This window comes from Cryobacterium sp. TMS1-13-1, assembly GCF_004403125.1.
Lineage (GTDB): Bacteria > Actinomycetota > Actinomycetes > Actinomycetales > Microbacteriaceae > Cryobacterium > Cryobacterium levicorallinum.
The window spans coordinates 58,058-81,330 of sequence record NZ_SOGX01000019.1; the positions used below are offsets into that span (position 1 = coordinate 58,058).

The following is a 23,273-nucleotide window of genomic DNA, read 5'->3' on the forward strand; positions in this document are numbered from 1 at the left end:
GTGTGACGCTGCGTGACAGTGTGTGACAGCACGTGACCTACGACTGCGACATTGTGCCTAGGTCGCAGTAGCGTTGGCGACGTTGTCCCGGTCGAAAACTACCGGGGCGGCGCCGCAAACCGAGGGAGCCGACGTGCCGAACGAAACCGAGACGGTGCCCACCGTCACGACCGGGACCGAGAACGCGCCCGCGGCAGCCACCAAGCTGGCAGCAGCCCGCCCACCGCGGCCATCCACCCGTCCGAACGGCCAGTGGAAGATCGACGGCACCGAACCGCTCAACGGCAACGAGGTCTGGAAACAGGTCGACAATGGCCTCGCGGTGCGCGGCCGCATCGAGCAGATCTATTCCAAGCAGGGCTTCGACTCGATCGACGGCACCGACCTGCACGGCCGTTTTCGCTGGTGGGGACTCTACACGCAGCGCAAGCCCGGCATCGACGGCGGCAAGACCGCCACCCTGGAGCCGGAAGAGCTCGAAGACCGCTACTTCATGCTTCGCGTGCGCATCGACGGCGGCCAGCTCACGACCGAACAGGCCCGCGTGATTGGTGAGGTGTCCCGCGACTTCGGCCGCGACACCGCCGACCTGACCGACCGCCAGAACATTCAGCTGCACTGGATCCAGATCGAGGACATGCCCGAAATCTGGCGCCGCCTCGAAGCCGTCGGCCTCGAAACCACCCAGGCCTGCGGCGACGTGCCGCGCGTGTTCCTCGGCTCCCCCGTGGCCGGCATCGCCGCCGACGAACTCATCGACCCGACCGAGTCGATCAACGAGCTTGCCCGCAAATATCTCGGCACCGACGAATTCGCCAACCTGCCGCGCAAGTTCAAGACCGCCATCACCGGTCACCCCAGCCAGGACGTGGTGCACGAGATCAACGACATCGGCCTCGTGGCCGTGGAGCACCCCGAACTCGGCATCGGCTACGACCTCTGGGTCGGCGGCGCGCTCAGCACCACCCCGCGTCTGGCCGAACGGCTCGGAGCCTTCGTCGCTCCCGACCAGGTGTCCGAGGTTTGGCGCGGCGTCGTCTCCATCTTTCGGGACTACGGCTACCGCCGCCTGCGCGGCAAGGCCCGCCTCAAGTTTCTGCTCGCCGAGTGGGGCACCGACAAGTTCCGTCGTATTCTCGAAGACGAGTATCTCGGTTATACCCTGCCCGACGGCCCCGCCGCACCGCGCCCGAAGACGCAGGGCGACCACATCGGTGTGCACAAGCAGAAGGACGGCCGCTTCTACATCGGGCTGGCCCCCTTCGTCGGTCGTATCTCCGGTCAGACCCTTACCCGGGTCGCCGACCTGCTCGAAGCCCACGGTTCGAGCCGACTGCGCACCACGCCGCACCAGAAGCTCGTCGTGCTCGACATCGCCGAAGAACACGTCGAACCCCTGATCGCGGCCCTCGACGAGATCGGGCTGTCGGCCCGCCCGAGCCTGTTCCGCCGCTCGACCATCGCCTGCACCGGCATTGAATTCTGCAAGCTCGCCATCGTCGAGACCAAGCAGACGGCAACGGATGCCATCCTCGAGCTGGAGAAACGGCTCGCCGGAATCGATGCCCCGCACCCGATCAGCCTGCACGTGAACGGATGCCCCAACTCCTGCGCCCGCATTCAGACTGCGGACATCGGGCTCAAGGGCCAGCTGCTGCCCGACGGCAACGGCGGGTCCACCCCCGGCTTTCAGGTGCACCTCGGCGGCGGCCTGGTCTCCGCTGACCGTGACGAGGCCGGCCTCGGCCGTACCGTGCGCGGCCTCAAGGTAACCGCCGAGAACCTCGCCGACTATGTCGAGCGCCTCGTGCTGCGTTTTCTGGCCGCCCGCACCGACGACGAAACCTTTGCCCAGTGGGCGCACCGCGCCGACGAGGAAGACCTCAAATGAGCGCCATCAATTTGAACGCGGTCAAACAGGCCGCGGCATCCGTTGCCCGTGACCTGCCGCCGCGCCGACCGGCCGCCGAACTGCACGCCCTCGCCGAAGCTGGCTCAGCCGAACTCGAAGCGGCCGCGGCAGCCAACGGCCGCGAGGCCACCGCTGCGGAGGTCGTCGCCTGGGTCGCCCGTAATTTCGGCGCAGATTCCGTGGCCGTCGCCTGCTCCATGGCCGACGCGGTGCTCCCCGAGATCGTGTCGAAGCAACTGCCCGACGTCGACGTACTCTTTCTCGATACCGGCTACCACTTCAAGGAAACCTACGAGACCCGCGACGCCGTCGCCGCCGCCCTTCCGGTGACGGTGGTCGACGTACTGCCGCTCACCACCGTGCCCGAGCAGGATACCGCGCACGGCGCCGAACTGTTCGCCCGCGACCCCAACTCCTGCTGCGCCATGCGCAAGGTCGAACCGCTACAGCGTTCGCTCGGCGGCTATGAACTGTGGTTCACCGGTGTGCGCCGCGACGAAGCCCCTACCCGCGCCAACACGCCCCTGGTCACCTGGGACGAACGCAATGGCCTGGTCAAGGTCAACCCGGTCGCCGCCTGGAGCTACGACGAACTGATGGATTACGCCACCGAGAATCACGTGCCGGTGAACGTACTCCTGTCGCAGGGCTACCCCTCCATCGGCTGTGCCCCGTGCACCCAGCCCGTCGCGGCGGGAGCCGATCCCCGTTCCGGCCGTTGGGCCACCCTCGAGAAGACAGAATGCGGGCTCCACCTATGACGACCACGACGGCACACCGCCTTTCCGAACTCGACGTGCTCGAGAGCGAAGCCATCCACATCATTCGTGAGGTCGTCGCCGAGTTCGAGCGGCCCGTGCTCATGTTCAGCGGCGGCAAGGACTCCGTCGTGGTGCTGCACCTCGCCGCGAAGGCCTTTTGGCCGGGCAAGATTCCCTTCTCGCTGCTGCACGTGGACACCGGCCACAACTTCCCCGAGGTGCTGGAGTTTCGCGACAAGACCGTAGCAGCGCACGGGGTGCGCCTCACGGTCGCCAAGGTCGCGGATTACGTCGCCGACGGCCGTCTGGCCGAGCGCGCCGACGGCACCCGCAACCCGCTGCAGACCCTCCCGCTGCTCGACGCGATCGCCGCCGGCCGGCACGACGCTGTCTTCGGTGGCGCCCGCCGCGACGAAGACAAAGCCCGCGCCAAGGAGCGCATCCTCTCCCTGCGCGACGAATTCGGCCAGTGGGACCCGCGCAACCAGCGCCCCGAACTGTGGAACCTCTACAACGGCCGCCACACCGTCGGCCAGCACGTGCGCGCCTTCCCGATCAGCAACTGGACCGAACTCAACGTCTGGCGCTACATCGAACGCGAAAACATCGAGCTGCCCCCGCTTTACTACGCCCACGAGCGTGAGGTCTACCGCCGCGACAATATGTGGCGCTCGGTCAGCCCGGTCAGCCTGCCCCGTGCCGACGAAACCGTCGAAACGCGCACGGTTCGGTACCGCACGGTGGGTGATATGAGCTGCACCGGTGCGGTCGACTCGACCGCAGCATCCGTCGCCGATGTCGTGCGCGAAGTGGGCGTTTCCACCATCACAGAACGAGGCGCAACCCGCGCCGACGACCGCATTTCAGAGGCCGCCATGGAAGACCGCAAAAAGGAAGGATATTTCTAATGAAGACCTCACTACGTTTGGGCGCACTCATGCTCGGAACCGTCCTGCTTTTGAGCGGATGCGCAACCTCGGTCAGCACCGCGCCCGCCACCGACCAGGGACCCGCCGCCGAACTGCGCCTGGGCTACTTCGACAACGTCACCCACGCCGCCGCGCTGATCGGGCTGCAGGACGGATTCTTCGAAGACGCCCTCGGTGACACGAAGCTCAGCACCCAGATCTTCAACGCCGGTCCGGCCGCCGTTGAAGCCCTCAGCGCCGGCGCCATCGACGCCGCCTACATCGGGCCGAGCCCGGCCGTGAACACCTTCATCCAGAGCTCAGGCCAGTCGGCCATCATCGTGGCCGGCGCGGCCAGCGGCGGTGCCGCGCTCGTCGTGCGCGACGGCATTGACAGCCCTGCCGACCTGGCCGGCACCCTCCTCGCCACCCCGCAGCTCGGCAATACCCAGGATGTCGCCCTGCGCTCCTGGCTCGGCGATGAGGGTTATAAAACCAGCACGACCGGCGGTGGTGACGTCAACGTGTCACCGACCGAGAACGCGCAGACCCTGACCCTGTTCCAAAGCGGCAAGATCGACGGCGCGTGGCTACCAGAGCCCTGGGTCTCCCGACTCGTGCTCGAGGCCGGCGGCCACGTTCTCGTCAATGAAGCCGATCTGTGGGACAACGGCGACTTTCCGACCACCGTGCTGCTCGTGCGCAAGGGTTTTCTCGAGGAACATCCCGCCACTGTGAGCGCCCTGCTCGAGGGACACGTCAGCGCCGTTGATTGGCTCACCCAGAATCCGGCGGATGCTGCCACCGCCATCAACGCGAAGCTCAAAGCCGACACCGGCAAGGCCCTCGCCGACGACGTTCTGGCCCGAGCCCTGACCGAAGTGAAGTTCAACGTCGACCCGCTGGCCTCGACCTTTCCGGTCTCGCTCGCGGAGGCGGTCAAGGCCGGCATCGGCAAGGACGGCGGCCTCGACGGCCTGTTCAACGTGGCACTGCTCAACGCCGTACTGGCTGAGCGCTCTGAAGTCCCGGTCTCGGCCGGCGGATTGGGAACGGAATAACCATGACCCTCACCATTGACACCCAAGCGAAAACCGAAGAAGCCGCCGTCGCCGCCGTCGAAGGCACCCTGTTCCGCTTCGCGACGGCCGGTTCGGTCGACGACGGCAAGTCCACCCTGGTCGGTCGACTGCTACACGACTCGAAGGCGATCCTCGCCGACCAGCTCGAAGCCGTCACCCGCACTTCCACCGAGCGTGGCTTCGGCGGCGAGAGCGGTGGCATCGACTTCGCCCTGCTGACCGACGGCCTGCGCGCCGAACGCGAACAGGGCATCACCATCGACGTGGCCTACCGCTACTTCGCGACTCCCGCCCGCTCGTTCATTCTCGCCGACTGCCCCGGCCACGTGCAGTACACCCGCAACATGGTCACCGGCGCCACCACAGCGGATGCCGTCATCATGCTCATCGACGCCCGCAAGGGCGTGCTCGAGCAGACCCGCCGGCACCTCAGCGTTGTTGCCCTGCTGCGCGTGCCGCACGTAATCGTCGCGGTCAACAAGATCGACCTCCTCGATTACAACGAGGCCTCCTTCCGTGAGGTGGAGGCGAGCGTTCGCATGGTCACCGCCGAACTCGGCCTCGGTTCCGACTCGCGTGCGGAGGTCCACGTCATTCCCGTGTCGGCCCTGGTCGGCGACAACGTCGTCGACCGCTCCGAGCGCACCCCCTGGTATGCCGGTCCGAGCCTGCTCGAACTGCTCGAAACCCTCACCGTGATCGACGACCTCGACGAGTCCGGGCGCGCCACCGAGGCGTTCCGCCTGCCGGTTCAGCTCGTGTTGCGGCCGCAGGGCGCGGTCGTCGTCTCCCCGGAACTGGCCGATTCCTACCGCGATTACCGGGCCTACGCCGGGCAGGTCGCGAGCGGCAGCATCAAGGTCGGCGACATGGTGAGCGTCGAGCCCGGCGGCGGCACCAGCACCGTCACCGGTATCGACTTCGCCGGAGTGCAGCTCGACGAGGCCTTCGCGCCCCAGTCGATCGCGCTGCGCCTGGCCGACGACCTCGACATCGCCCGCGGCGCCGTCATCGCGGCCGCAGGCACCCTGCCCCCGGTCACCCGAACCCTCGAAGCCGATTTGTTCTGGCTCGACCCGCGTCCGCTCGCACCGGGAGCCCGCGTGCTCCTGAAGTTCGGCACGACCGTCGTGCAGGCCCTGATTAGCGAGGTCACCGGCCGCCTCGACCTCACGACCCTCGGCGTCGAACCCGCCACCAGCCTGGTCGTGAACGATATCGGGCAGGCCAGCATCCGTTTGTCGCGCGATCTGCCGGTGGAACGCTATGCGCAGAATCGTCGCTCCGGGGCGTTCCTCGTCATTCACCCGCAGGACGGCGCAACCCTGGCCGCCGGTATCGTCACCGCGCCGGGCGAGCCCACCCGCGCCGGCGACGGCTCGGGTGCCGGGTCGGACGTGTCGCCGTGACCTCCCTGACCAGCGTGTCTGTCGCCCCGGCCCCGACCGCGCTCGAACCGGTCGCGATCACGATTGACGGCCTCGGCAAGCGCTACGGCACCGGACCGCTCGTGCTCGACGACATCAACCTGTCGATCGAAGCCGGCCAGTTCGTCTGCCTGCTCGGGGCAAGCGGATGCGGAAAGTCCACACTGCTCAACATCATTGCCGGCCTGGAGAAACCCACCGAGGGCGCCGTCACTGTGGTGAGTGGCAAGGCCGCCGTCATGTTCCAGGACGCAGCGCTGTTTCCGTGGCTGACCGCCGGCCGCAACGTGGAGCTGGCCCTGAAACTGCGCGGGGTTCCGCGCAAGGACCGCCGTGCGGATGCCCTCGAACTGCTCGACCTGGTCAACCTCGCCGATGCCGCCGACAAGCGCCCGCACGAACTCTCCGGCGGCATGCGGCAGCGGGTCGCCCTGGCCCGGTCGCTCGCGCAGGATCGCAAGGTGCTGCTGATGGACGAACCCTTTGCCGCGCTCGACGCCATCACCCGCGATCTGCTGCACGAGGAACTCGAACGGGTCTGGCGCCAGACCGGTCGCACGATCGTGTTCGTCACGCACAACGTGCGGGAGGCGGCCCGGCTGGGACAGCGCATTCTGCTGATGTCCTCCCGCCCCGGCCGTATCGTGAACGAGTGGACCATCACCGACACCGGCTCCCGCCGGATCGAGTCCCCCGAGGTCGCCCGCCTCGGTGACGAAATCACTGACCAGCTGCGAGAGGAGATCCGCCGCAATGCCGCTTGACGCTCGAACCGACACCATTCGTGGCGGAGCGACCAACGACCCGAGCCACGACGAACTGCGCCGTCTCGAAGCCGGTTTGGATTCGCTGCAGGCCGTTCCCGAAACGCCTCGCGGCGCCTTTCGCCGCACCCTCGACGGTGTCGTACCGCCGATTTTGCTGCTCATCGGCCTCGTGGTGGCCTGGCAGATCTACATTCTCATCGCCAAACCGCGGCCCGATCTGATTCCCGGCCCGCTCGACGTGTTCGGCGCTTTAGCCAGCGCCTGGAACAGCGACCGCCTGCAGCTCGCCGTGACGACAAGCCTCGAACGCGGCGGGCTCGGATTCCTCGTCGCCGTCGCCATCGGCACGCCGATCGGGCTGCTGCTCGCCGAATGCCGCCCGGTGCGACGCGCCGTCGGGCCGCTCCTGTCCGGCCTGCAGGTGCTCCCCTCCGTTGCCTGGGTGCCGGCCGCGATCATGTGGTTCGGCCTCACCGACGCCACCGTGTACTTCGTCATCCTGATGGGTGCTGTGCCCTCGATCGCCAACGGGCTGGTCTCGGGCGTCGACCAGATTCCACCGCAGCTGCGCCGCGTCGGCACGGTACTCGGCGCCTCGCGCTTCGAGATGGCCACCCTCGTGGTGTTGCCGGCCGCTCTGCCAGGCTATTTCTCCGGGCTCAAACAGGGCTGGGCCTTCGCCTGGCGCTCCCTGATGGCGGCCGAGATCATCACCACGGGCGGAACGATCGGCTTCGGCCTCGGTTCGATGCTCGACCAGAGCCGCGTGCTCGCTGACCTCTCCGGGGTGCTCGCAACGATCCTGGTGATTTTGTTCGTCGGTGTCCTGGTGGAACTCGTGATCTTCGCCCCGATCGAGCGTCGCCTGCTGCGCCGCCGCGGACTGATGGCCGCTGGCCTGCGCTGACCAGCCCGCATCCACTCTTCTTCTCGTAGTTTGAAAGGCTCCTTATGACCCCCGCTCCCACTGCACTGCGCGTTGCCATCATCGGCGCCGGCCCGGCCGGAATCTACGCCGGCAATATTCTGAACCGACTCGTGCTGGAGGCCGGCCATACCGTGGCCATCGACCTGTTCGATGCGCTGCCGGCCCCCTATGGCCTGATCCGCTACGGCGTCGCCCCCGACCACCCGCGCATCAAGGGCATCGTCAAGTCGTTGCAGGAAATGCTCGACGCAGGCATCATTCGTTTCATCGGCAACGTCACCTACGGCACCGACCTGACTCTGGCCGATCTGCGCGAGCACTACCACGCGGTCATCTTCGCCACCGGCGCCATTCTCGACGCACCGCTCGTCATTCCCGGCATCGACCTGCCCGGCTCGTTCGGCGCCGCCGACTTCGTCTCCTGGTACGACGGCCACCCCGATGTGCCGCTGGAATGGCCGCTCGACGCGACCGATGTGGCCGTCATCGGAAACGGCAACGTCGCCCTCGACGTGGCCCGCATCCTGGCCAAGCACGCCGACGATCTGCTCAGCACCGACATTCCCGCCTCGGTCTACGCCGGGCTCGCCGGATCCCCGGTGACCGACGTGCACGTGTTCGGCCGCCGCGGGCCGTCACAGGTGAAATTCACCCCGATCGAACTGCGCGAGCTCGCCGACATTCCCGACGTCGACCTCGTCGTCTACGCCGAAGATTTCACTCCCGATTCGCACAGCGAACAGCTCGTCGCCAGCAACAATCAGGTCAAGATCATGACCCGCACGCTGAACGGATGGCTCACCAAGGCTCCGCTCGGCGCCTCACGTCGCCTGCACCTCCACTTTCTGCACTCGCCGGTCGAGGTCTACGGCGACGAACGGGTGGAAGGCATCCGCTTTGAACGTACCGAACACACCGGAGACGGTGGCGTGCGGTCGACCGGCCAGATCGTCGACTATCCGGTGCAGGCCGTGTATCGCGCGGTCGGCTATCGGGGCAGCGCTCTGACCGAGGTGCCGTTCGACGCCGTGCGCGGCGTCATCCCGAACGACGGCGGGCGGGTGCTTGATGCCGCCGGCGAGCCTCTTGCCGGGCTGTACGCCACCGGGTGGATCAAGCGCGGCCCGGTCGGCCTGATCGGCCACACCAAGGGCGACGCCCTCGAGACGGTGACCCGGCTCGTGGCCGACCTGCCCGCGCTCGTCGCCGGCGAAACGGCTAACGAATCAGCGGAGGCGATTCTGGCCCTGCTGGCGGAGCGCGGCGTCGAGTTCACGACCTGGGCGGGCTGGCGCACCCTGGACGCGCACGAACAGCTGCTCGGCGCGCAGGACCTGGTCACTCCCGGTCGGGAGCGAGTCAAAGTCGTCTCTCGGGCCGAACAGGTTGCGATCTCTCGCACGGAAGCGTTGCTGACCCTGTGACCTATGTGATTGCGCTGCCCTGCGTCGACGTCAAAGATCGTGCCTGCATCGACGAATGCCCGGTGGACTGCATTTATGAGGGCGAACGCTCCCTCTATATTCACCCCGACGAGTGCGTCGACTGCGGCGCCTGCGAACCGGTCTGCCCGGTCGAGGCCATCTACTACGAAGACGACCTGCCCGAACAGTGGGCCGACTACTACAAGGCCAACGTCGAATTCTTCGACGACCTCGGCTCCCCGGGCGGCGCGGCCAAGGTCGGCGTGCTCGCCAAGGACCACCCCGTCATCTCCGCGCTGCCGCCGCAGGGGTAGCGGCGCGACTGCTACGCTGCACGCCATGGATAAGGCTCTGGCTTGAGGCCGGCACTGTGGCTAGCTGTACTGCTCATTGCAGTCGCACTTCTCGTCGCGCTGGTGCTTCTGTATGCCGCGGGCTTGCTCGGCAAGGAAGCGGTGGCGAATGCCGCAACAGCATCCGCTTAGGTCGGAACCGCTTCCAGGGTGATGACGGCGAGGAATCCTCGTCCGAGCACCTCCGGGGCTGGATCGTCGCCGCGCACGGTATCGAGGGCACCCAGCTTGGCGTCCTCGCCGCCGGCGGTCACGACGGCGTTCCCCTTCAGCAGGAGGGCGAATTGGTCGTCGAACACCGGGTGGGGGCGTTTCTTCGACAGCTCGACGATCGATAGAAAGCCCTTGAACGCTCCCCGTCGCGCCATCACGTTCAAATCTCGAGTATTGCCGACCGGCAAGGCGGAGCTGGTCACGCTGTCACCGGAAAACCGGAATGGCCGGTATTGCTCCATGGCGTGCTCTTCGCCATCGACAGAAATGACCATCAGCTCGCCCTCGATCACCGTGAGGATGCGGTCCACCCCGGGGAAAGTCGAGAAGTCGCCGGCCGTAGTCACGTCGGCGATGCTGATGCGCCAGTCGAAGTCCACCGCGCTGGCGGGGAACGATGCCACCTCGCGGGTGGTGCCGCCGCCGTTACGCCAGGGGGCGGGCCGAAGAGAGTCATATCGAATAATGTGCATGATTTCAGGCTTAGGCTAGCAGACGGCAGTCGCCGAGCGGTCAGGACGCCGCCGGTTCCCGGTCGCGCTCTCGTTGGTCAGTACGAGTCCCCACGCGCTGGCCGACGACGGCGCTGACCCCGTCTTGCCGCATGCTGACGCCGTAGAGGGCATCCGCTATTTCCATGGTGCGTTTCTGGTGCGTGATGACGATGAGCTGGCTGGTTTCGCGCAGGTCTTCGAAGATGGTCAGCAGCCGGCCGAGGTTGGCGTCGTCGAGGGCCGCTTCTACCTCGTCCATAATGTAGAACGGGCTGGGGCGGGCCTTGAAAATGGCGATCAGCAGAGCGACCGCGGCGAGGGAACGTTCACCGCCCGAGAGTAGTGACAGCCGTTCGATCTTCTTGCCGGCCGGTTTCACCGACACCTCGATACCGGTCGTCAGCAGATCATCGGGGTCGGTGAGCCAGATACTGCCGCTGCCGCCGGGAAACAGCACCGGGAACACCTCGGCGAAGGCCGCCTGAGTGTCGTCGAAGGCGTCGGAGAAGATGGCCTGCATCTTCTCGTCGATGTCGGCGATGATGGTGAGCAGGTCGCTGCGAGTTTCGGTGAGGTCGGTGAGCTGTTCGGTGAGAAATCGGTGCCGCTGTTCGAGCGCGGCGAATTCTTCGAGCGCGAGCGGGTTGACCCTGCCCAACTGGCCGAGCTTGCGTTCGGCGGCCGCGAACCGCTTCTGCTGTTCGGCCCGATTAAAGCGGATGCCGTCGGCCGCGCGGCCCGCGATGTCGCGATCGCTCGCGGTGCGGTCGTCGCTGTCGCGCTCACCGGCAGCGCGTTCACTGGCCCCACTGGCGTGCGGGGTGCTGTCGGCGCCGGAGACGTCAGAGACGTCAGAGACGTCAGAGACGTCAGAGACGTCAGAGACGTCAGAGACGATCATGCCGTCGGGCGGTATCAGCTGATCGGGCCCGTACTCGGCCACAAGCACGTCTTCGGTCAGGCCCAGTTCGCTGCCGGCCCGTTCGAGCAGAGCCGAGAGGTGCAGCTTCTTCTCGTAGATCTCGAGTTCGAGACCGTGCACGTTCTCGGTGATCGCGGCCAGCCGCTCACGCAAGGCGCTCTCGTCGAGGCGAAGCTGCTGCAGTTCGGTGTTCTGACTGGTGCGTTCGGCCTCAGCGCTGGCCAGACGCAGCCGGGCCTCGGCGACCGAGCGGTCGGCCGCGGCGAGCACGGCCGGGAGCGCCTCGGCGACGCGGGAAGCGGCATCCACTTGGCGGCGGCGAATGACGGCGCGCCGGGCCGCGGCCTCGGCGGCCGTATGCTCGGCCGCGAGCTGCTCGGTCAGGGCGACGACGTGTGCCTCACCGGCCCGCACCCGTTCGCGGGCCGTTTCAACTTGGAGGCGAGCTTCCACCTCACGATCCCGGGCGACCTCCAGCTCACGGTAGAGCGCATCGCGCACGGTCGCATCGAGGATGGGTCGTGGCCGGGACTGGGCGGTGACCAGCGTGGCGGACGCCTGGGCGACGACGGCTTCGACCTCTTCGACGGCGCGGGTCGCGAGTGTCAGGGCGGCGCTGACCCGGGCGAGGTCGGCGGTCGCGGCGTCGGCCTGCACGGTGAGGCGACCGCGGCGTTCCGTCTGAGCGGCGAGCTGGGTTTCGAGGGCGCGCACGGCCGCCCGCGCGCTGACCGACTGCTCCTTGTGCGCGTGCAGCAGGGTACGCTGTTCGGCGAGGTCGAAGCGCACCCGCTCGATCAGTGCTGTGACGGTGGTTAGCTTTTCGGCGGCGGTGTCGCGTTCGGCGACGAGTTCGAGCTTGCTCTGCCGGGCGCCGGATCCGCCGCGCACGACCCACGGGCCCAGCACCTCACCGACGAGTGTAATGATCGTCACGGTGTCGGTCAGCTGGGCGGCGCGGGCTACGGCGAGATCGTCGGCGATCACGGTCTGGGCGAGCAGCGCACGCACTCCGGCCGGCCCGTCGACGACCGATGTCGCCCAACGGATGCCCGCGCCCAGATCAACGCTGGAATCAACGCCCGGAGCCAGGGTGTCGTCACCGTCCGCGATGAGGAGTTCGACCCGGCCGAGATCGTCGGTGTCGGCGTGGCCGATGGCTTCCAGGGCTGCCTCGCGGTTGTCGGCCAGCACCGCGTCGGCGAGAGACCCGAGCGAGGCGGCGATCGCCGCCTCGAACCCGGGCTGCACGCGCACCCGGTCGGCCACCAGGCCACGGATACCGGCGAGCTGCGCGCCGAGGAGTGCGGAGGAACCGTCTTTCTGGTCGAGTGCGAGGGAAAATGCACCCTGCCGTGCCGCCTGGGCGTCCCGTTCCCGCTCGTGCTGGTGCAGCTCATCGCGCAGTCGCTCCACCTCGGCCTCGACTCGTTGCACTGCGGTCTGCGCCAGTTCGAGTGCCTCGGACAGGTCGTCGGAGTCTGGTTCTTCGGCGGCCTCGGTCACGGCCGTTTCGAGCTCGGCCAGCTGACTTTGTGCCTTCTCGCTGCGATCGTTTGCCGCGTCGAGGGCGTTCTGCTGCCGTAGTTGTTCGCCGCGCACAGCGGCCAGCCGCGACCGGGCCGTCTCGGACTGGCCGGTCAGCTGCGAGATTTCGAGATCATGCCGGGTGACGAGCACAGCCTGAGCGGCGATGTCGTCGTCGACGGCCTCCAGCTGCGACCGTGCCGCCGCGCTCTGCTCCCGGGCGGTGCCCCAGGCCGTCTCGGCCGTCCCGATGCTTGCGCGCAGTTGTTCAACCTCGGCAGCAGCATCCGTCAGCATGGCGGGCGTAACGCTGAAGGCCGGACCGGTCGGCTCAGCCTGCGAACCGAGCAGGGCCAGTCGCTGGTTGGCGAGAGTGAACAGGCCGCGCAGGCGTTCCTGCACCGACTCCAGACCAAAACTGGTGCGGCGGGCCAGATCGACGGCGTCGCCGACCTGGGCCAGTTCGAGCCGCTGCACCCGACCCTGCTTCTGCGCGAGCTGCTCCTGCAGCACGACCCGTTCGGTGTGCCGTTCGCTCTCGGTGTGATTGTGGGCGTCGAGCGCGGTGCGCAGCAGCACAATGTCGTCAGCGAGCAAGCGCGCGCGGGCATCGCGCACCACGGCGGCGATGGTCTGCGCCTCGCGGGCGATGTCGGCTTGGCGGCCGAGCGGTTTGAGCTGGCGGCGAATCTCTCCGGCGAGGTCGCTCAGCCGGGTGAGGTTGGTCTGCATGGCGTCGAGCTTGCGCAACGTTTTCTCTTTGCGACGTCGGTGTTTGAGAATGCCCGCGGCTTCTTCGATGAACCCGCGACGCTCTTCGGGGGTCGCGCGCAGCACGGCGTCGAGCTGACCCTGACCGACGATGACGTGCATCTCCCGGCCGAGACCGGAGTCGCTGAGCAGCTCTTGCACATCGAGCAGCCGACAGGTGCGCCCGTTGATGGCGTATTCACTCGCGCCATTGCGAAACAGCGTGCGGGAGATGGTGACCTCGGAGTACTCGATCGGCAGGGCGCCGTCGGCGTTGTCGATGGTGAGGATGACTTCGGCCCGACCGAGCGGCCCTCGGGTGGAGGTGCCGGCGAAGATGACGTCTTCCATCTTGCCGCCGCGCAGGGTTTTCACACCCTGCTCCCCCATCACCCAGGCGAGCGCGTCGACCACGTTGGACTTGCCCGACCCGTTCGGGCCGACCACACAGGTGACGCCGGGCTCGAAGGCGAACGTCGTCGGCTGCGCGAACGATTTGAACCCCTTGAGGGTGAGGCTCTTCAGATACAACGGGCACCCTTTCGGTCGGTCGGCCGCGAGTCCTGGTCTCGGGACTGATTCAACGGTACCCTGCGCCACCGACAGCGGGCGGGACATCCGCTTGTTGGGAAGAGTTGCGTGCAGAACCGCGGAGACGTTTCGGCGGCCTCGGCACTCCGATCGGGGCTGCGGGCGAAATTATCCGCAGTTCTGCACGGGGCCGGCCGCACGGACTGGTGCTGCTCGGATTACTGTGGCGCAGCATGAGCGACTTCTCAATCGACGAACTCGTCATTCCCGCTACACCGCACGCGCCCAGCTGGCCCGACTTCGTGGCGGTGGCCGCGCTGCGAAACCTCGTCGAGTCTGAGGGGTTTGGTACGAACGAACTCAACTATTCGGCTGCCGAGCTGCTGCCCGGGTGGCTCAATCCGAAATACGACCCTAAGCGCATGTTCGTTGCTCGGGTTGAGGGCACGGTGGTGGCCCGCGCGAGCTATGAAACCCTGCTCGACGCAAACGACGACCATGCCTGGCTGGGCGTGCAGGTGCTGCCAGCCTGGCGCAGGTGCGGCATCGGCACCGCCCTCGCCGACCGGGTCGAACACCTTGCCGCGACCGAGAATCGGCACGAGCTGATCGTGTACACGGTGTCTGCGGATACCCCCGGAGAACGCCTGACCGCACCGACCGGCTTCGGGTCGGTCCCACAAGACAACCCCGAGGTGCGTTTTCTGCTCGCGCGCGGCTACCGGCTAGAACAGGTCGAGCGCGGCAGCCGACTCGCACTGCCCGCGGACGAGGGCGTGATCCGCCGCTTTCAAGCGGATGCAGCGGCGCACGCCGCCGGCGACTACACCGTGCACTATTGGAGCGCGGGCACTCCCCCGCGCTGGCGCGACGACCTCGCCGTCCTCTATACCCGGATGAGCACCGACGCCCCGACTGCGGGTCTTACGGAACCCGAAGACGTCTGGACCGCCGATCGGCTGGTCGACGAGGAGACCTCCCGTGGCTCCAGCCCCCGGAGAATGCTCACCGCCGCCGCGCTGCACGAGCCGAGCGGTCACCTGGTCGCCTTCACCCAGCTATCGGTACCGGCCGAACGCGAGCGGTCCGTCAGCCAGGAGGACACCCTGGTCTTGCGGGAACACCGCGGGCACCGCCTCGGCATGCTACTGAAAACGGCGAATCTGGAGTATCTTGCGCAGGAAAGCCCGGGGCATCCGTCGGTGACGACCTTCAACGCGGAGGAGAATCGGCACATGCTCGTGGTCAACGAGGCGCTCGGCTTCATGCCGATGGGCTATGAGGGTGCCTGGAAGCGGGTCGTGCCCGCCGAAAAATGATCCGGAAACCCGAGGGCTTCGACCGTCAGTCAGCGCAAACGCTGGCAGCGGGGGCAGAAGTGCGAGCCGCGGTTCATGAACTGCTCGCGCACGATCAGGGTGCCGCAACGGGAGCACGGCGTGCCCTGCCGACCGTAGGCCTCGAGGCTGTGCGCGAAATAGCCCGACTGCCCGTTCACGTTGACGTACTGGGCGTCGAAGCTGGTGCCGCCCTCGGCGAGGGCACGCTGCAGAATGGTGCGCACGGCCGCGAGCAACGTCCTGGCCTTCGCCGCCGACAGCGACGCTGCGGGCTGCTCGTAGTGGATCCGCGCGGCAAAGAGCGCCTCGTCCGCGTAAATATTGCCGATGCCGCTGATCAGGTTCTGGTCGAGCAGCGCCCGCTTGATGCCGGTGTTCTTGCGCGCGAGAGCGGCGAAGAAGGCGCTCGAAGCAAACGAGGGGTCGATCGGGTCGCGAGCAATGTGCGCTACCTGCGAGGGAATGCGGTTCTGCCAGGCGGCATCCGCTTGGAGCTGACCCGAATATCCGCCCGGCAGGCTGTCACGGGTCGGGCCCATCGCGTCGACGGCCATGCTGCCGAAGATGCGCTGGTCGACGAAATTGACCCACAGCTCGCCGTGGGTCGGGTGTTCCAGCGTCAAGCGGATGCGCAACATGCGATCCTCCGCGGCACCCGGTGTGCGCAGCAGCACCTGGCCGCTCATACCGAGGTGAACGACCAGGGCGCGATCGCTGTCGAGGGGCAACCAGAGGAATTTGCCGCGACGCACGGCGGCGAGAATTCGCCGCCCCGTGAGCTGCTCGGCGAAGGATCCGGCCACCGGAACGTGCCGACGCAGGGAGCGCTCGTCGAAGATTTCAACCCCGGTGACGAGAGCGCCGGTGACGGCCGGCTCGAGACCGGCACGCACGACCTCAACCTCGGGGAGCTCCGGCATAGAAGTTAGAGAGCGTTGAGCTGGTCGATTGCGTCACGAGCCGCAGCCATTTCGGCGAACTTCTTGCTGGGGCCGACGCCCTCGGCCGTCACGGCCGAGCCGATGACGACCGTCGCGACGAACACCCTGGAGTGATCGGGGCCGCTGCCTTCGAGCGTATAAACCGGGACGCCGACGCCCAGGCTCGCGGCGAGCTCCTGCAAGCTCGTTTTCGGGTCCATTGACACACCGAAGTGGCCAGGTTCAGCGAGCAGTGGCTCGATCAGACGCAGCACGAACGCGGTGGCAACTTCGCCACCGGCATCCAAAAACGTGGCGCCGATGAGCGCCTCAACAGTGTCGGCCAAAATGGACGCCTTGTCGCGGCCGCCGGTGAGGATTTCGCCGCGACCGAGCAGAATGTAGTCGCCCAGGCCGAGGCCGCGGGCAATCTGCGCGAGAGCGGCCGTGGACACCAGGCTGGCCCGACGCTTGGCGAGGTGACCCTCGTCGAGGTTCGGGTAGCTGCGGTAGAGCATGACCGTGACGGCTTGCCCCAAAATCGAGTCGCCCAGAAATTCCAGGCGCTCATTGGTGGGAATACCGCCGTTTTCGTACGCGAAAGACCGGTGGGTCAGAGCTAGCTCCAGAATCACCGGTTCAATCTGCACGCCGAGGGTCGCCAACAGGGGCGACCGCTCGGTATTAACTCTTTTCATCGACCGAGTTCCGGTCTGGAGAGAAGAGGCGACTTAAATGTCGGCGACTTTACGGCCCTTGTATTCCATGAACAACGGAGTGCCGGTGGAGTCGGTGACAACCTTGGCGCGGTGCGGCAGGCTGTAGACAACCTTGCCGCCCTCCATAGTCTTGACGAGGGTGGGAGGCGTGGCCTTCCACTGCGCGCGACGCGAGTGGGTGTTGGAACGCGACATCTTGCGCTTCGGTACTGCCATGACTACTTCTCTTCTCTGTCTGAAACATGGATGTCCGCATCCATGTCTTTGTCTGTGGAAGCCGTAAACCCCGCAAGCGCTGACCACCGGGGATCGTAGCTCTCGTCGGAAACGAGTTCGGGCAGTTCGGCAAGCGGCTGCCCGGTCTCACTGTCAAGACCAGGGCAATCACGCCGACATACCGGCTGGAACGGAAGTGATAACACTACCGCGTCCCGGATCAAAGATTCCAAATCGACATGGTCGTCCAAAATCTCAAACTCGAAGGCTTCCTCCTGAGGATAACCGAAAAGCTCGGCAAAATGAACTCGGACCGGCAGATCGATGTCTTTCAGGCATCGACCGCACTCACCGAGCGCCCGCGCATAGACCTCGACGCTCACCAGAATTCCCTCGTGCATCGCCTCGAGGCGCAGCTCGGTCGACAGGGTCGACCCGGCTTTCACCGCTACGAGGCCAGCGCCGAGGTCGTCGGGTACGTCAATGTCGAGGTGGCGTTCGTGCATGGTACCCGGGCGGTTAATGAGGTCACGCACGTCGACCGTGTACGGCGTCTTCTTGAACTTAGTCACGGTCGTAAATTGTACGCTTTCTGCGTGGGTACTCCGTTCAGGGGGCGATCGGGGCGGCTCGACGTTCCCCGCGCAGCACCGCTCCCAGCACGGTCAACAGCGATCGCGGCGCAAACAGGGCTCGCAAACGGATGCCGACACTCGCGCCGACGTGCAGCCCGCGCACCACCAGGGCCAGATCGTCGACGAGGGTCTCCGCTTGGCCCGACGATCGGTCAAACCGGGACCGTTCCACCGCCAGCAGCACTCGTTCGAGCGCTGCCGCCGACGCCGGGTCGAGGGGGCCGAGCCGCTCCAGGCGCACGGCGAACGCGCGCGGCGTCTCGGTGACGCGCACAGGCACCCCGAGATCGAGACTGGTGTGCTGCACTTCGAGCCAGGCGAGGCTCGCGCCGGCATTTTTGGAGCGGATGCGGCGCACCCGCCAGCGCCGCAGCATCCGTCTCGCCGCACCCGGAACCAGAAGCAGGAGCAGACCCAGTGCGCTGAATCCGACGATGCCGAGCCGGTTACCGGCGTCGCCGGTTTGCGCCGACGCGCCGCGTTCCAGGGCGGAATCGTCGGCGAGCCGATCGGGGCTCAGGCCTGGGGCGTTCGTGGAGCCGGGCGCACCGGGCGCGGTCGACGGGGTGCCGGCATCCTCGGCCTGCTCGTAGTTGGGCACGATGCCGCGGCCGGGCGTCGGCTCGAATTTCACCCAGCCGATGCCGACGAAGTACAGTTCCGGCCAGGCGTGCAGGTCGTGCGAATCAACGTTGTAGCGGCCCAGCCCTTGTTCAAGATCCTGCGACTTGACGCCGGGCAGATAGCCGAGCGACACCCGCGAGGGAATGCCGAGGGTGCGGGCCATCGCGGCCATGGTGGCGGCGAAGTGCACGCAGTAGCCGCGCTTGGCTTCTAGAAACTGCCCGATCACGTCGACGCCGCCGCCGTCGTAGCCGTCCTCGACCGGGGCATCGGTGTCGTAGGCGAAGACGCTGCTGCGCAGGTACTTTTGCATGGCGACCGCCGCGTCATAGTTCGACGTGGTGTCGGCTGTGACTCGCCGTGCCGTCTCCTCGATGATGGGCGGCGGTTCTACCGGCAGTTGCAGGTTGCCCTGCACGCTCGCCGGAAAGTTCGTGCTCGATTTGCGCAGTTGCACGGCCGTTGGCTTGAGCTCCAGCGCCGACACCGTGTATTCCTGGCCGAGGGTGTTCGCGGAACGACTGGTAATCGCCCGGGTGCGGTTATCCCAGTACCATCGGCCGCTCAGCCCGTCGATGCTCGTGGCGCGGGCCGGCGCTGGCAGCCATTGGCTGTTGACGCCGTCGATGACGACCGAGGTCGATGCCGGGGCGGTCTCCACGTTGGCGTCGAGACCGAAGGGTCGCGGAATGCGATCGACGGTGTTTTGCACGTCGGCTGCGTCGATGCGCGCCGTCCAATTCAGGCCGATCACTTCGTCGAGGGTCAGCAGGGTGAAATAGGGCTGCTCGGTGCCGGTCGAGGTGTAATGGAAGGCCGGACCGGCCTTGGGCCGACGCAGATCCTGCCCCAGGTTAATCATCGGGCTGACGCCGCTGCCGAACAGCAAGCCGCCGGACCGGGCGGCGACCAGTCCTCTGACAGTGAAAGCCGGGGCTGCGGTGCTCAGAATCAGGGCGCCCACGATGGTCAACGATGCCACCACGATGGAGCCACTCATCGGTCCGGGCCCGCGTGGCCGATCCGACCGAAAGGCGCGGGGCGCGTGCGGTCCGGCCGGTGATTGCCGGGCTTCCCGCACGCGGCCAACGTAGACGTCCACCCGCAGCAGCAGCAGAAAGGCGGCGGCCGCCGCCACGAGTGCGGCGAGATCGGCACCGTCCTCGATGATGAAGCCCGGAATAAGCAGCGGCACGAGCGCCACAGCCGCGCCGACGGCCGGCAGGCGCAGGGTCACGGCGAGCAGGTCCATCAGAATAGCGATCAGTCCCGTTCCGCCGGCGAGCAGAAAGAGGATGCCGACGGTCACCGCCGCCGGCGTGCTCTGCTGGGCAACCGACTCTCCCCCTGCGGCAATCAACCCGCTGAACGTGCTCACCGTTTGTGGTGTCGGAATGAGCCAGAACAGGCCGGATCCGTCGCCGAACAGCAGCGTCAGAGCGCCCAGCAACACCGCCGTGTTCGCCAACGGAACGACGGTCCGCGGCAGGCCGAGACGGCGGAATACGGAAGAACCCAGCAGCACGGCGCTGGCGACCACTGCACAGACCCACCACCAGGTGGTGCCCCGCAGCAGGGGGCCCAGTGCCGCGCAGCACACGAGCACCAGCAAGAGCTGGGTCAGGGCCAGCGGCCAGCGGGCGGCACCCCGACCGCCCCGCCGGGCACGCGGTCGGGGCTGGGCCGGGGTGACTCCGCGCAGAGCGACCGGCGTCGTCGCCAGGCTAGTCATGAACGGGGCCTCGCTCCCGATTCACGTCGTTCCACACGGTTTCGAGGTCATCGATGCTCGCGACCTCCAGGCAGCGCCAGCCGGCTTCCTGCAGCCGTTCGCGGGCGACCGCGACGACGGTACGTTGCACGAACGCAATGGCGGGATCGCAGTGACGGGCGAGAGCGACGAGGTCGTCGACATCCGCTTCAGACAGGCTGACCAACAGTGCAAAGGTCGGCAGCGACAACTCTGCGCCGCGCAGGGCCGCACGCACCGGCACTCGTCGTGACGCCGCCAGGCGTGCGCTGCGACTTGGCCACGGCACCGGAACGACGCTCGCTAGGCCCTCCAACAGGGCCCGATCGCCGCCGGGGGCACGATAACTGGCCGGCACATCGCCGTGCAGCCCACCGAGCGTCTGTTCGCCGCCCGGCACCAGCTGGCTCGCGCCGAGTTCGATGACTTCGAGCCGGTAGCCCGCGTCTATCAGGTGCACCCCAACGGATGCCGCCAGCTCGACCTCGAGTTCGAATGCGGCCACGAGATGCGGCGGCACCCGACCGGGACCCAGGCCGGCTGCACCGGCCAGGGTGGTATCGAGCACAATGCGGGCCTCCGGATTGCTGCGCTGTTCCTCCTGCCGCACCATGATTTCGCCGTGCCGCGCTGTGGCCGGCCAGTTCACGCGGCGCAGAGCATCCCCGGGCCGGTACTCGCGAGCGATGAGTTCGTCGGAGGTTTGGATGGCCTGGCGCAGCAGTTCCCGAATCGAACCGTCATTGCTGGTCTGGGCCAGTCCCCCGCCGGGAATGAGCATGACCCGCGGTGTGACGATCAGGTCATGCGGCTCACCGAACAGACGTAGGCCGTGCGCGAAGCCGAACGGGTCGTGGCGGGACACCCCGAGAGGTCCCACCGCGTAGACACCGCGCTGACGCGGCGAGAGTGCGTATTCCAGCCGCACGCTGTCACCGGGCGCGCCTCGCCGACTCACCAGCGGCAGGATGGCGCCGGGCGGCGTATCAATACCGGGCGATGGGGTATCGGCCCAGCGGGCGCCGCTCAACGGCCGCGCCGAGAGGTTGCGCAGATGCAGCGACACGACGCTCTCGCCGCCGGCCGACAGGATCGGCGGCCGGAAGGTGCGGGTCACTTCCACCCGCGCCGGTCGCACGGACACATAGCCGACCGCGATGAGCGGCGCCACGATGAGCATGCTGGCCACGAACAGCAGATCCCGGCTGTTCACGACGACCGCGTTGGCGAAGATCACGGCTCCGACCATCAGACAGACACCGCCGCGCAGGGTGAGCCGGGAGGTCAACCCAGCGGTGAGCCGCTGTAGCCAAGCCAACCGCTCCGAACCACCTGCCCCGCGCGCGGCCATGAGCTACGGCTGTCCGGTGGAACCGACCGGTCTGGCCGGAATCCCGCGTACGGCCGGCAGCACCGGCCCTGACCGCCCCGATGCCGGCACGGCCGTTTTGGGTACAGCGGATGCCGGGACAGCGAACGCTGCTGCTCCCACCGGAACGGGAGTGTCGCCCAGGATTCGGCGCACGATGTCGTCGATGACGGGGCCGCTGTCCTGGTGGTGGTGGCCGAGGGCGCGGCTGGTCGGAACCAGCCGGTGGCCGAGCACCGCAACGGCCAGGGAGTCGATGTCGTCGGGCAGCACGTAGTCTCGTCCGTTCAGGGCGGCCTGTGCCTTGGCCGCGCGAATGAGCTGCAGGGTCGCCCGCGGGCTGGCCCCGAGGCGCAGGTCCCGATCATCGCGTGTGGCTCGCACCAGATTGACGGCATATTCCTTCACGGCGTCGGAGGCGAATACTGCTCGGGCGGTGTGCATCATGTCGCGCAGGATCTGCCCCGAAACAACGGCGGAGATCAGCGCGAGCGGGCTGTTGGTATCCCGCGAGTCGAGCATCGCGAGCTCGGACCCGATGTCGGGGTACCCCATGGAGATGCGCGCCATGAATCGGTCCCGTTGAGCCTCCGGGAGGGCATAGGTGCCCTCCATCTCGATCGGATTCTGGGTGGCGATCACGGTGAACGGCAGCGCGAGCGGGTAGGTGACGCCGTCGACGGTGACCTGGCGTTCCTCCATCGATTCGAGCAGCGCCGACTGGGTCTTTGGGCTCGCCCGGTTGATTTCATCACCGATGACGATGTTGGCGAACACCGGCCCTGGCTTGAATTCGAAGCGACGCTCGGCCTGGTTGAACACCGAGACGCCGGTCACGTCCGAGGGCAGCAGGTCGGGCGTGAATTGGATTCGCCCGACCGTGCAATCCACGGAACGAGCCAGCGCCTTGGCGAGCATGGTCTTGCCCACACCGGGAACGTCCTCGATCAGCAGGTGTCCCTCGGCCAGCAGCACGGTCAGGGCAATCTGCACGGCCTCGTGTTTGCCGTCGATGACCGTCTCGACGTTGCGCATGATCGCGCGCCCGGCGGCCTGAAGCTCGCTGAGGTCAACGCCCGACTCGGTGGTGAACGGCGCAGTCCGGAGCGGCGCGGTGTCGGCTGGCGGAACCGACGCTAAGTCCTCAGAGGAGCGAGCCGGCTGGCGGTTCATACCCGCGACCGCTCCAGATACTGCGCCACGGCCCGCGGCACATACGGCGAGACGTCGCCGCCGAGGCCGGCCACCTGACGGACCAGCGAGCTGGAGACGTGGGCGTTGGCCGGATCCGGCAAGAGGAAGACCGTCTCCACGGCGGCCAGGTTGCGATTGACAATCGCCATCGGCGTCTCATAAGCCACATCCACCTGAGAGCGGATGCCTTTCACCAGCACGCTGGCACCGACATCCATGCAGTAGTCGACGAGCAGGCCCATACTCCAGCTGGCGACCACGATGTTGGTGGGGAGTCCCGCTTCTTTGATGGCCTGTTCCAGCAGCGACACGCGCTGACTGATCGGCAACAGGGCCGATTTGTCGGGGTTGTGCACCACAAGCACATGAAGCTCGTCGAACAGGCCGGCCGCGCGATTGATCACGTCCAAGTGGCCCAGTGTGACGGGGTCAAATGATCCAGGGACAACGGCGATCCTGCGCATGCTCACACCCTACTGCCAGAGACTGACGGTGCGCTGCCTGGTC

Annotated in this window: 21 protein-coding genes; 11 read left to right on the forward strand and 10 right to left on the reverse strand. The window is 67.1% G+C overall.

Going from position 1 to position 23,273, the window contains the following annotated elements; translation table 11 throughout:
• The first annotated feature begins 133 nt into the window (after positions 1–133).
• The 10 genes from E3T31_RS16260 to E3T31_RS18535 are packed head-to-tail and all read left to right on the forward strand — an operon-like array spanning position 134 to position 9,694.
• The gene (locus E3T31_RS16260; protein ID WP_370304630.1) at positions 134–1,891 is read left to right on the forward strand and encodes a nitrite/sulfite reductase; all 1,758 of its coding nucleotides are present in this window, start codon (positions 134–136) and stop codon (positions 1,889–1,891) included.
• Positions 1,888–2,673 (forward strand): phosphoadenylyl-sulfate reductase, encoded by a 786-nt coding sequence (locus tag E3T31_RS16265; protein ID WP_134470281.1) that lies wholly within the window; start codon positions 1,888–1,890, stop codon positions 2,671–2,673. The genes E3T31_RS16260 and E3T31_RS16265 overlap by 4 nt, the downstream gene beginning before the upstream one ends.
• Positions 2,670–3,581, forward strand: a complete 912-nt coding sequence (cysD, locus tag E3T31_RS16270) for a sulfate adenylyltransferase subunit CysD (protein ID WP_241978054.1) — start codon at positions 2,670–2,672, stop codon at positions 3,579–3,581. Before E3T31_RS16265 ends, cysD begins: the two co-directional genes overlap by 4 nt.
• Complete coding sequence (locus tag E3T31_RS16275; protein ID WP_134470285.1) at positions 3,581–4,642, forward strand: ABC transporter substrate-binding protein; 1,062 nt, start codon at positions 3,581–3,583, stop codon at positions 4,640–4,642. The genes cysD and E3T31_RS16275 overlap by 1 nt, the downstream gene beginning before the upstream one ends.
• A 2-nt stretch (positions 4,643–4,644) precedes the next feature.
• Complete coding sequence (locus tag E3T31_RS16280) at positions 4,645–6,072, forward strand: sulfate adenylyltransferase subunit 1 (protein WP_134470287.1); 1,428 nt, start codon at positions 4,645–4,647, stop codon at positions 6,070–6,072.
• Complete coding sequence (locus E3T31_RS16285; protein WP_134470289.1) at positions 6,069–6,854, forward strand: ABC transporter ATP-binding protein; 786 nt, start codon at positions 6,069–6,071, stop codon at positions 6,852–6,854. Before E3T31_RS16280 ends, E3T31_RS16285 begins: the two co-directional genes overlap by 4 nt.
• Positions 6,844–7,764, forward strand: coding sequence for an ABC transporter permease (locus E3T31_RS16290; protein WP_134470291.1), 921 nt, complete (start codon positions 6,844–6,846; stop codon positions 7,762–7,764). The genes E3T31_RS16285 and E3T31_RS16290 overlap by 11 nt, the downstream gene beginning before the upstream one ends.
• Before the next feature lie 44 nt (positions 7,765–7,808).
• A complete protein-coding gene (locus E3T31_RS16295) occupies positions 7,809–9,209 on the forward strand; it encodes an FAD-dependent oxidoreductase (RefSeq protein ID WP_134470293.1) in 1,401 nt (466 codons plus the stop codon).
• Positions 9,206–9,523, forward strand: coding sequence for a ferredoxin (fdxA, locus tag E3T31_RS16300; protein WP_105036402.1), 318 nt, complete (start codon positions 9,206–9,208; stop codon positions 9,521–9,523). The genes E3T31_RS16295 and fdxA overlap by 4 nt, the downstream gene beginning before the upstream one ends.
• A gap of 42 nt (positions 9,524–9,565) precedes the next feature.
• Positions 9,566–9,694 carry a hypothetical protein gene (locus E3T31_RS18535; protein WP_255454070.1) on the forward strand — a complete coding sequence of 43 codons (129 nt, stop codon included), beginning with the start codon at positions 9,566–9,568 and terminating at the stop codon, positions 9,692–9,694.
• Here E3T31_RS18535 and E3T31_RS16305 read toward each other — a convergent pair.
• Positions 9,691–10,248 (reverse strand): HutD family protein, encoded by a 558-nt coding sequence (locus E3T31_RS16305; protein ID WP_134470295.1) that lies wholly within the window; start codon positions 10,246–10,248, stop codon positions 9,691–9,693. The two genes, E3T31_RS18535 and E3T31_RS16305, sit on opposite strands and share 4 nt — an antisense overlap.
• Positions 10,249–10,288: 40 nt before the next feature.
• Positions 10,289–13,999: an AAA family ATPase gene (locus tag E3T31_RS16310; protein WP_134470297.1), complete on the reverse strand. Its 3,711-nt coding sequence runs from the start codon at positions 13,997–13,999 to the stop codon at positions 10,289–10,291.
• 233 nt (positions 14,000–14,232) lie between these two features.
• Between E3T31_RS16310 and E3T31_RS16315 the strand changes: the two genes are divergently transcribed.
• Positions 14,233–15,318, forward strand: coding sequence for a GNAT family N-acetyltransferase (locus E3T31_RS16315; RefSeq protein WP_134470299.1), 1,086 nt, complete (start codon positions 14,233–14,235; stop codon positions 15,316–15,318).
• Positions 15,319–15,347: 29 nt separating this feature from the next.
• On the opposite strand, the gene mutM is transcribed toward E3T31_RS16315, so the two are convergent.
• From mutM to coaD, 8 genes are all read right to left on the reverse strand, one after another.
• A complete protein-coding gene (mutM, locus tag E3T31_RS16320; RefSeq protein WP_134470301.1) occupies positions 15,348–16,259 on the reverse strand; it encodes a bifunctional DNA-formamidopyrimidine glycosylase/DNA-(apurinic or apyrimidinic site) lyase in 912 nt (303 codons plus the stop codon).
• A gap of 5 nt (positions 16,260–16,264) precedes the next feature.
• Entirely contained in the window at positions 16,265–16,957 is a 693-nt protein-coding gene (gene rnc, locus E3T31_RS16325; RefSeq protein ID WP_134442479.1) for a ribonuclease III, read from the reverse strand.
• Between the two features lie 33 nt (positions 16,958–16,990).
• Positions 16,991–17,194, reverse strand: a complete 204-nt coding sequence (gene rpmF / locus E3T31_RS16330; protein ID WP_092108959.1) for a 50S ribosomal protein L32 — start codon at positions 17,192–17,194, stop codon at positions 16,991–16,993.
• A gap of 2 nt (positions 17,195–17,196) precedes the next feature.
• On the reverse strand, positions 17,197–17,766 hold the full coding sequence (locus E3T31_RS16335; protein ID WP_241978055.1) for a DUF177 domain-containing protein: 570 nt from the start codon (positions 17,764–17,766) through the stop codon (positions 17,197–17,199).
• A 37-nt stretch (positions 17,767–17,803) separates the two neighbouring features.
• The gene (locus E3T31_RS16340) at positions 17,804–20,185 is read right to left on the reverse strand and encodes a DUF3488 and transglutaminase-like domain-containing protein (protein ID WP_134470303.1); all 2,382 of its coding nucleotides are present in this window, start codon (positions 20,183–20,185) and stop codon (positions 17,804–17,806) included.
• Positions 20,178–21,554: a DUF58 domain-containing protein gene (locus E3T31_RS16345; protein WP_134470305.1), complete on the reverse strand. Its 1,377-nt coding sequence runs from the start codon at positions 21,552–21,554 to the stop codon at positions 20,178–20,180. Before E3T31_RS16345 ends, E3T31_RS16340 begins: the two co-directional genes overlap by 8 nt.
• Before the next feature lie 3 nt (positions 21,555–21,557).
• The gene (locus tag E3T31_RS16350) at positions 21,558–22,607 is read right to left on the reverse strand and encodes a MoxR family ATPase (protein WP_134470569.1); all 1,050 of its coding nucleotides are present in this window, start codon (positions 22,605–22,607) and stop codon (positions 21,558–21,560) included.
• 134 nt (positions 22,608–22,741) lie between these two features.
• Positions 22,742–23,230 (reverse strand): pantetheine-phosphate adenylyltransferase, encoded by a 489-nt coding sequence (coaD, locus tag E3T31_RS16355; RefSeq protein ID WP_092449249.1) that lies wholly within the window; start codon positions 23,228–23,230, stop codon positions 22,742–22,744.
• Positions 23,231–23,273 lie beyond the last annotated feature (43 nt).

Bases quoted from the DNA above. Each gene is read 5' to 3' on its own strand.
- E3T31_RS16315 (WP_134470299.1), top strand. From the start codon at position 14,233: ATGAGCGACTTCTCAATCGACGAACTCGTCATTCCCGCTACACCGCAC.
- E3T31_RS16290 (WP_134470291.1), top strand. From the start codon at position 6,844: ATGCCGCTTGACGCTCGAACCGACACCATTCGTGGCGGAGCGACCAAC.
- E3T31_RS16340 (WP_134470303.1), bottom strand. From the start codon at position 20,185: ATGACTAGCCTGGCGACGACGCCGGTCGCTCTGCGCGGAGTCACCCCG.
- cysD (WP_241978054.1), top strand. From the start codon at position 2,670: ATGACGACCACGACGGCACACCGCCTTTCCGAACTCGACGTGCTCGAG.
- E3T31_RS16295 (WP_134470293.1), top strand. From the start codon at position 7,809: ATGACCCCCGCTCCCACTGCACTGCGCGTTGCCATCATCGGCGCCGGC.
- mutM (WP_134470301.1), bottom strand. From the start codon at position 16,259: ATGCCGGAGCTCCCCGAGGTTGAGGTCGTGCGTGCCGGTCTCGAGCCG.
- rpmF (WP_092108959.1), bottom strand. From the start codon at position 17,194: ATGGCAGTACCGAAGCGCAAGATGTCGCGTTCCAACACCCACTCGCGT.
- coaD (WP_092449249.1), bottom strand. From the start codon at position 23,230: ATGCGCAGGATCGCCGTTGTCCCTGGATCATTTGACCCCGTCACACTG.
- E3T31_RS16275 (WP_134470285.1), top strand. From the start codon at position 3,581: ATGAAGACCTCACTACGTTTGGGCGCACTCATGCTCGGAACCGTCCTG.
- E3T31_RS16345 (WP_134470305.1), bottom strand. From the start codon at position 21,554: ATGGCCGCGCGCGGGGCAGGTGGTTCGGAGCGGTTGGCTTGGCTACAG.
- E3T31_RS16350 (WP_134470569.1), bottom strand. From the start codon at position 22,607: ATGCGCAACGTCGAGACGGTCATCGACGGCAAACACGAGGCCGTGCAG.
- rnc (WP_134442479.1), bottom strand. From the start codon at position 16,957: ATGAAAAGAGTTAATACCGAGCGGTCGCCCCTGTTGGCGACCCTCGGC.
- E3T31_RS16305 (WP_134470295.1), bottom strand. From the start codon at position 10,248: ATGCACATTATTCGATATGACTCTCTTCGGCCCGCCCCCTGGCGTAAC.
- E3T31_RS16280 (WP_134470287.1), top strand. From the start codon at position 4,645: ATGACCCTCACCATTGACACCCAAGCGAAAACCGAAGAAGCCGCCGTC.
- E3T31_RS16265 (WP_134470281.1), top strand. From the start codon at position 1,888: ATGAGCGCCATCAATTTGAACGCGGTCAAACAGGCCGCGGCATCCGTT.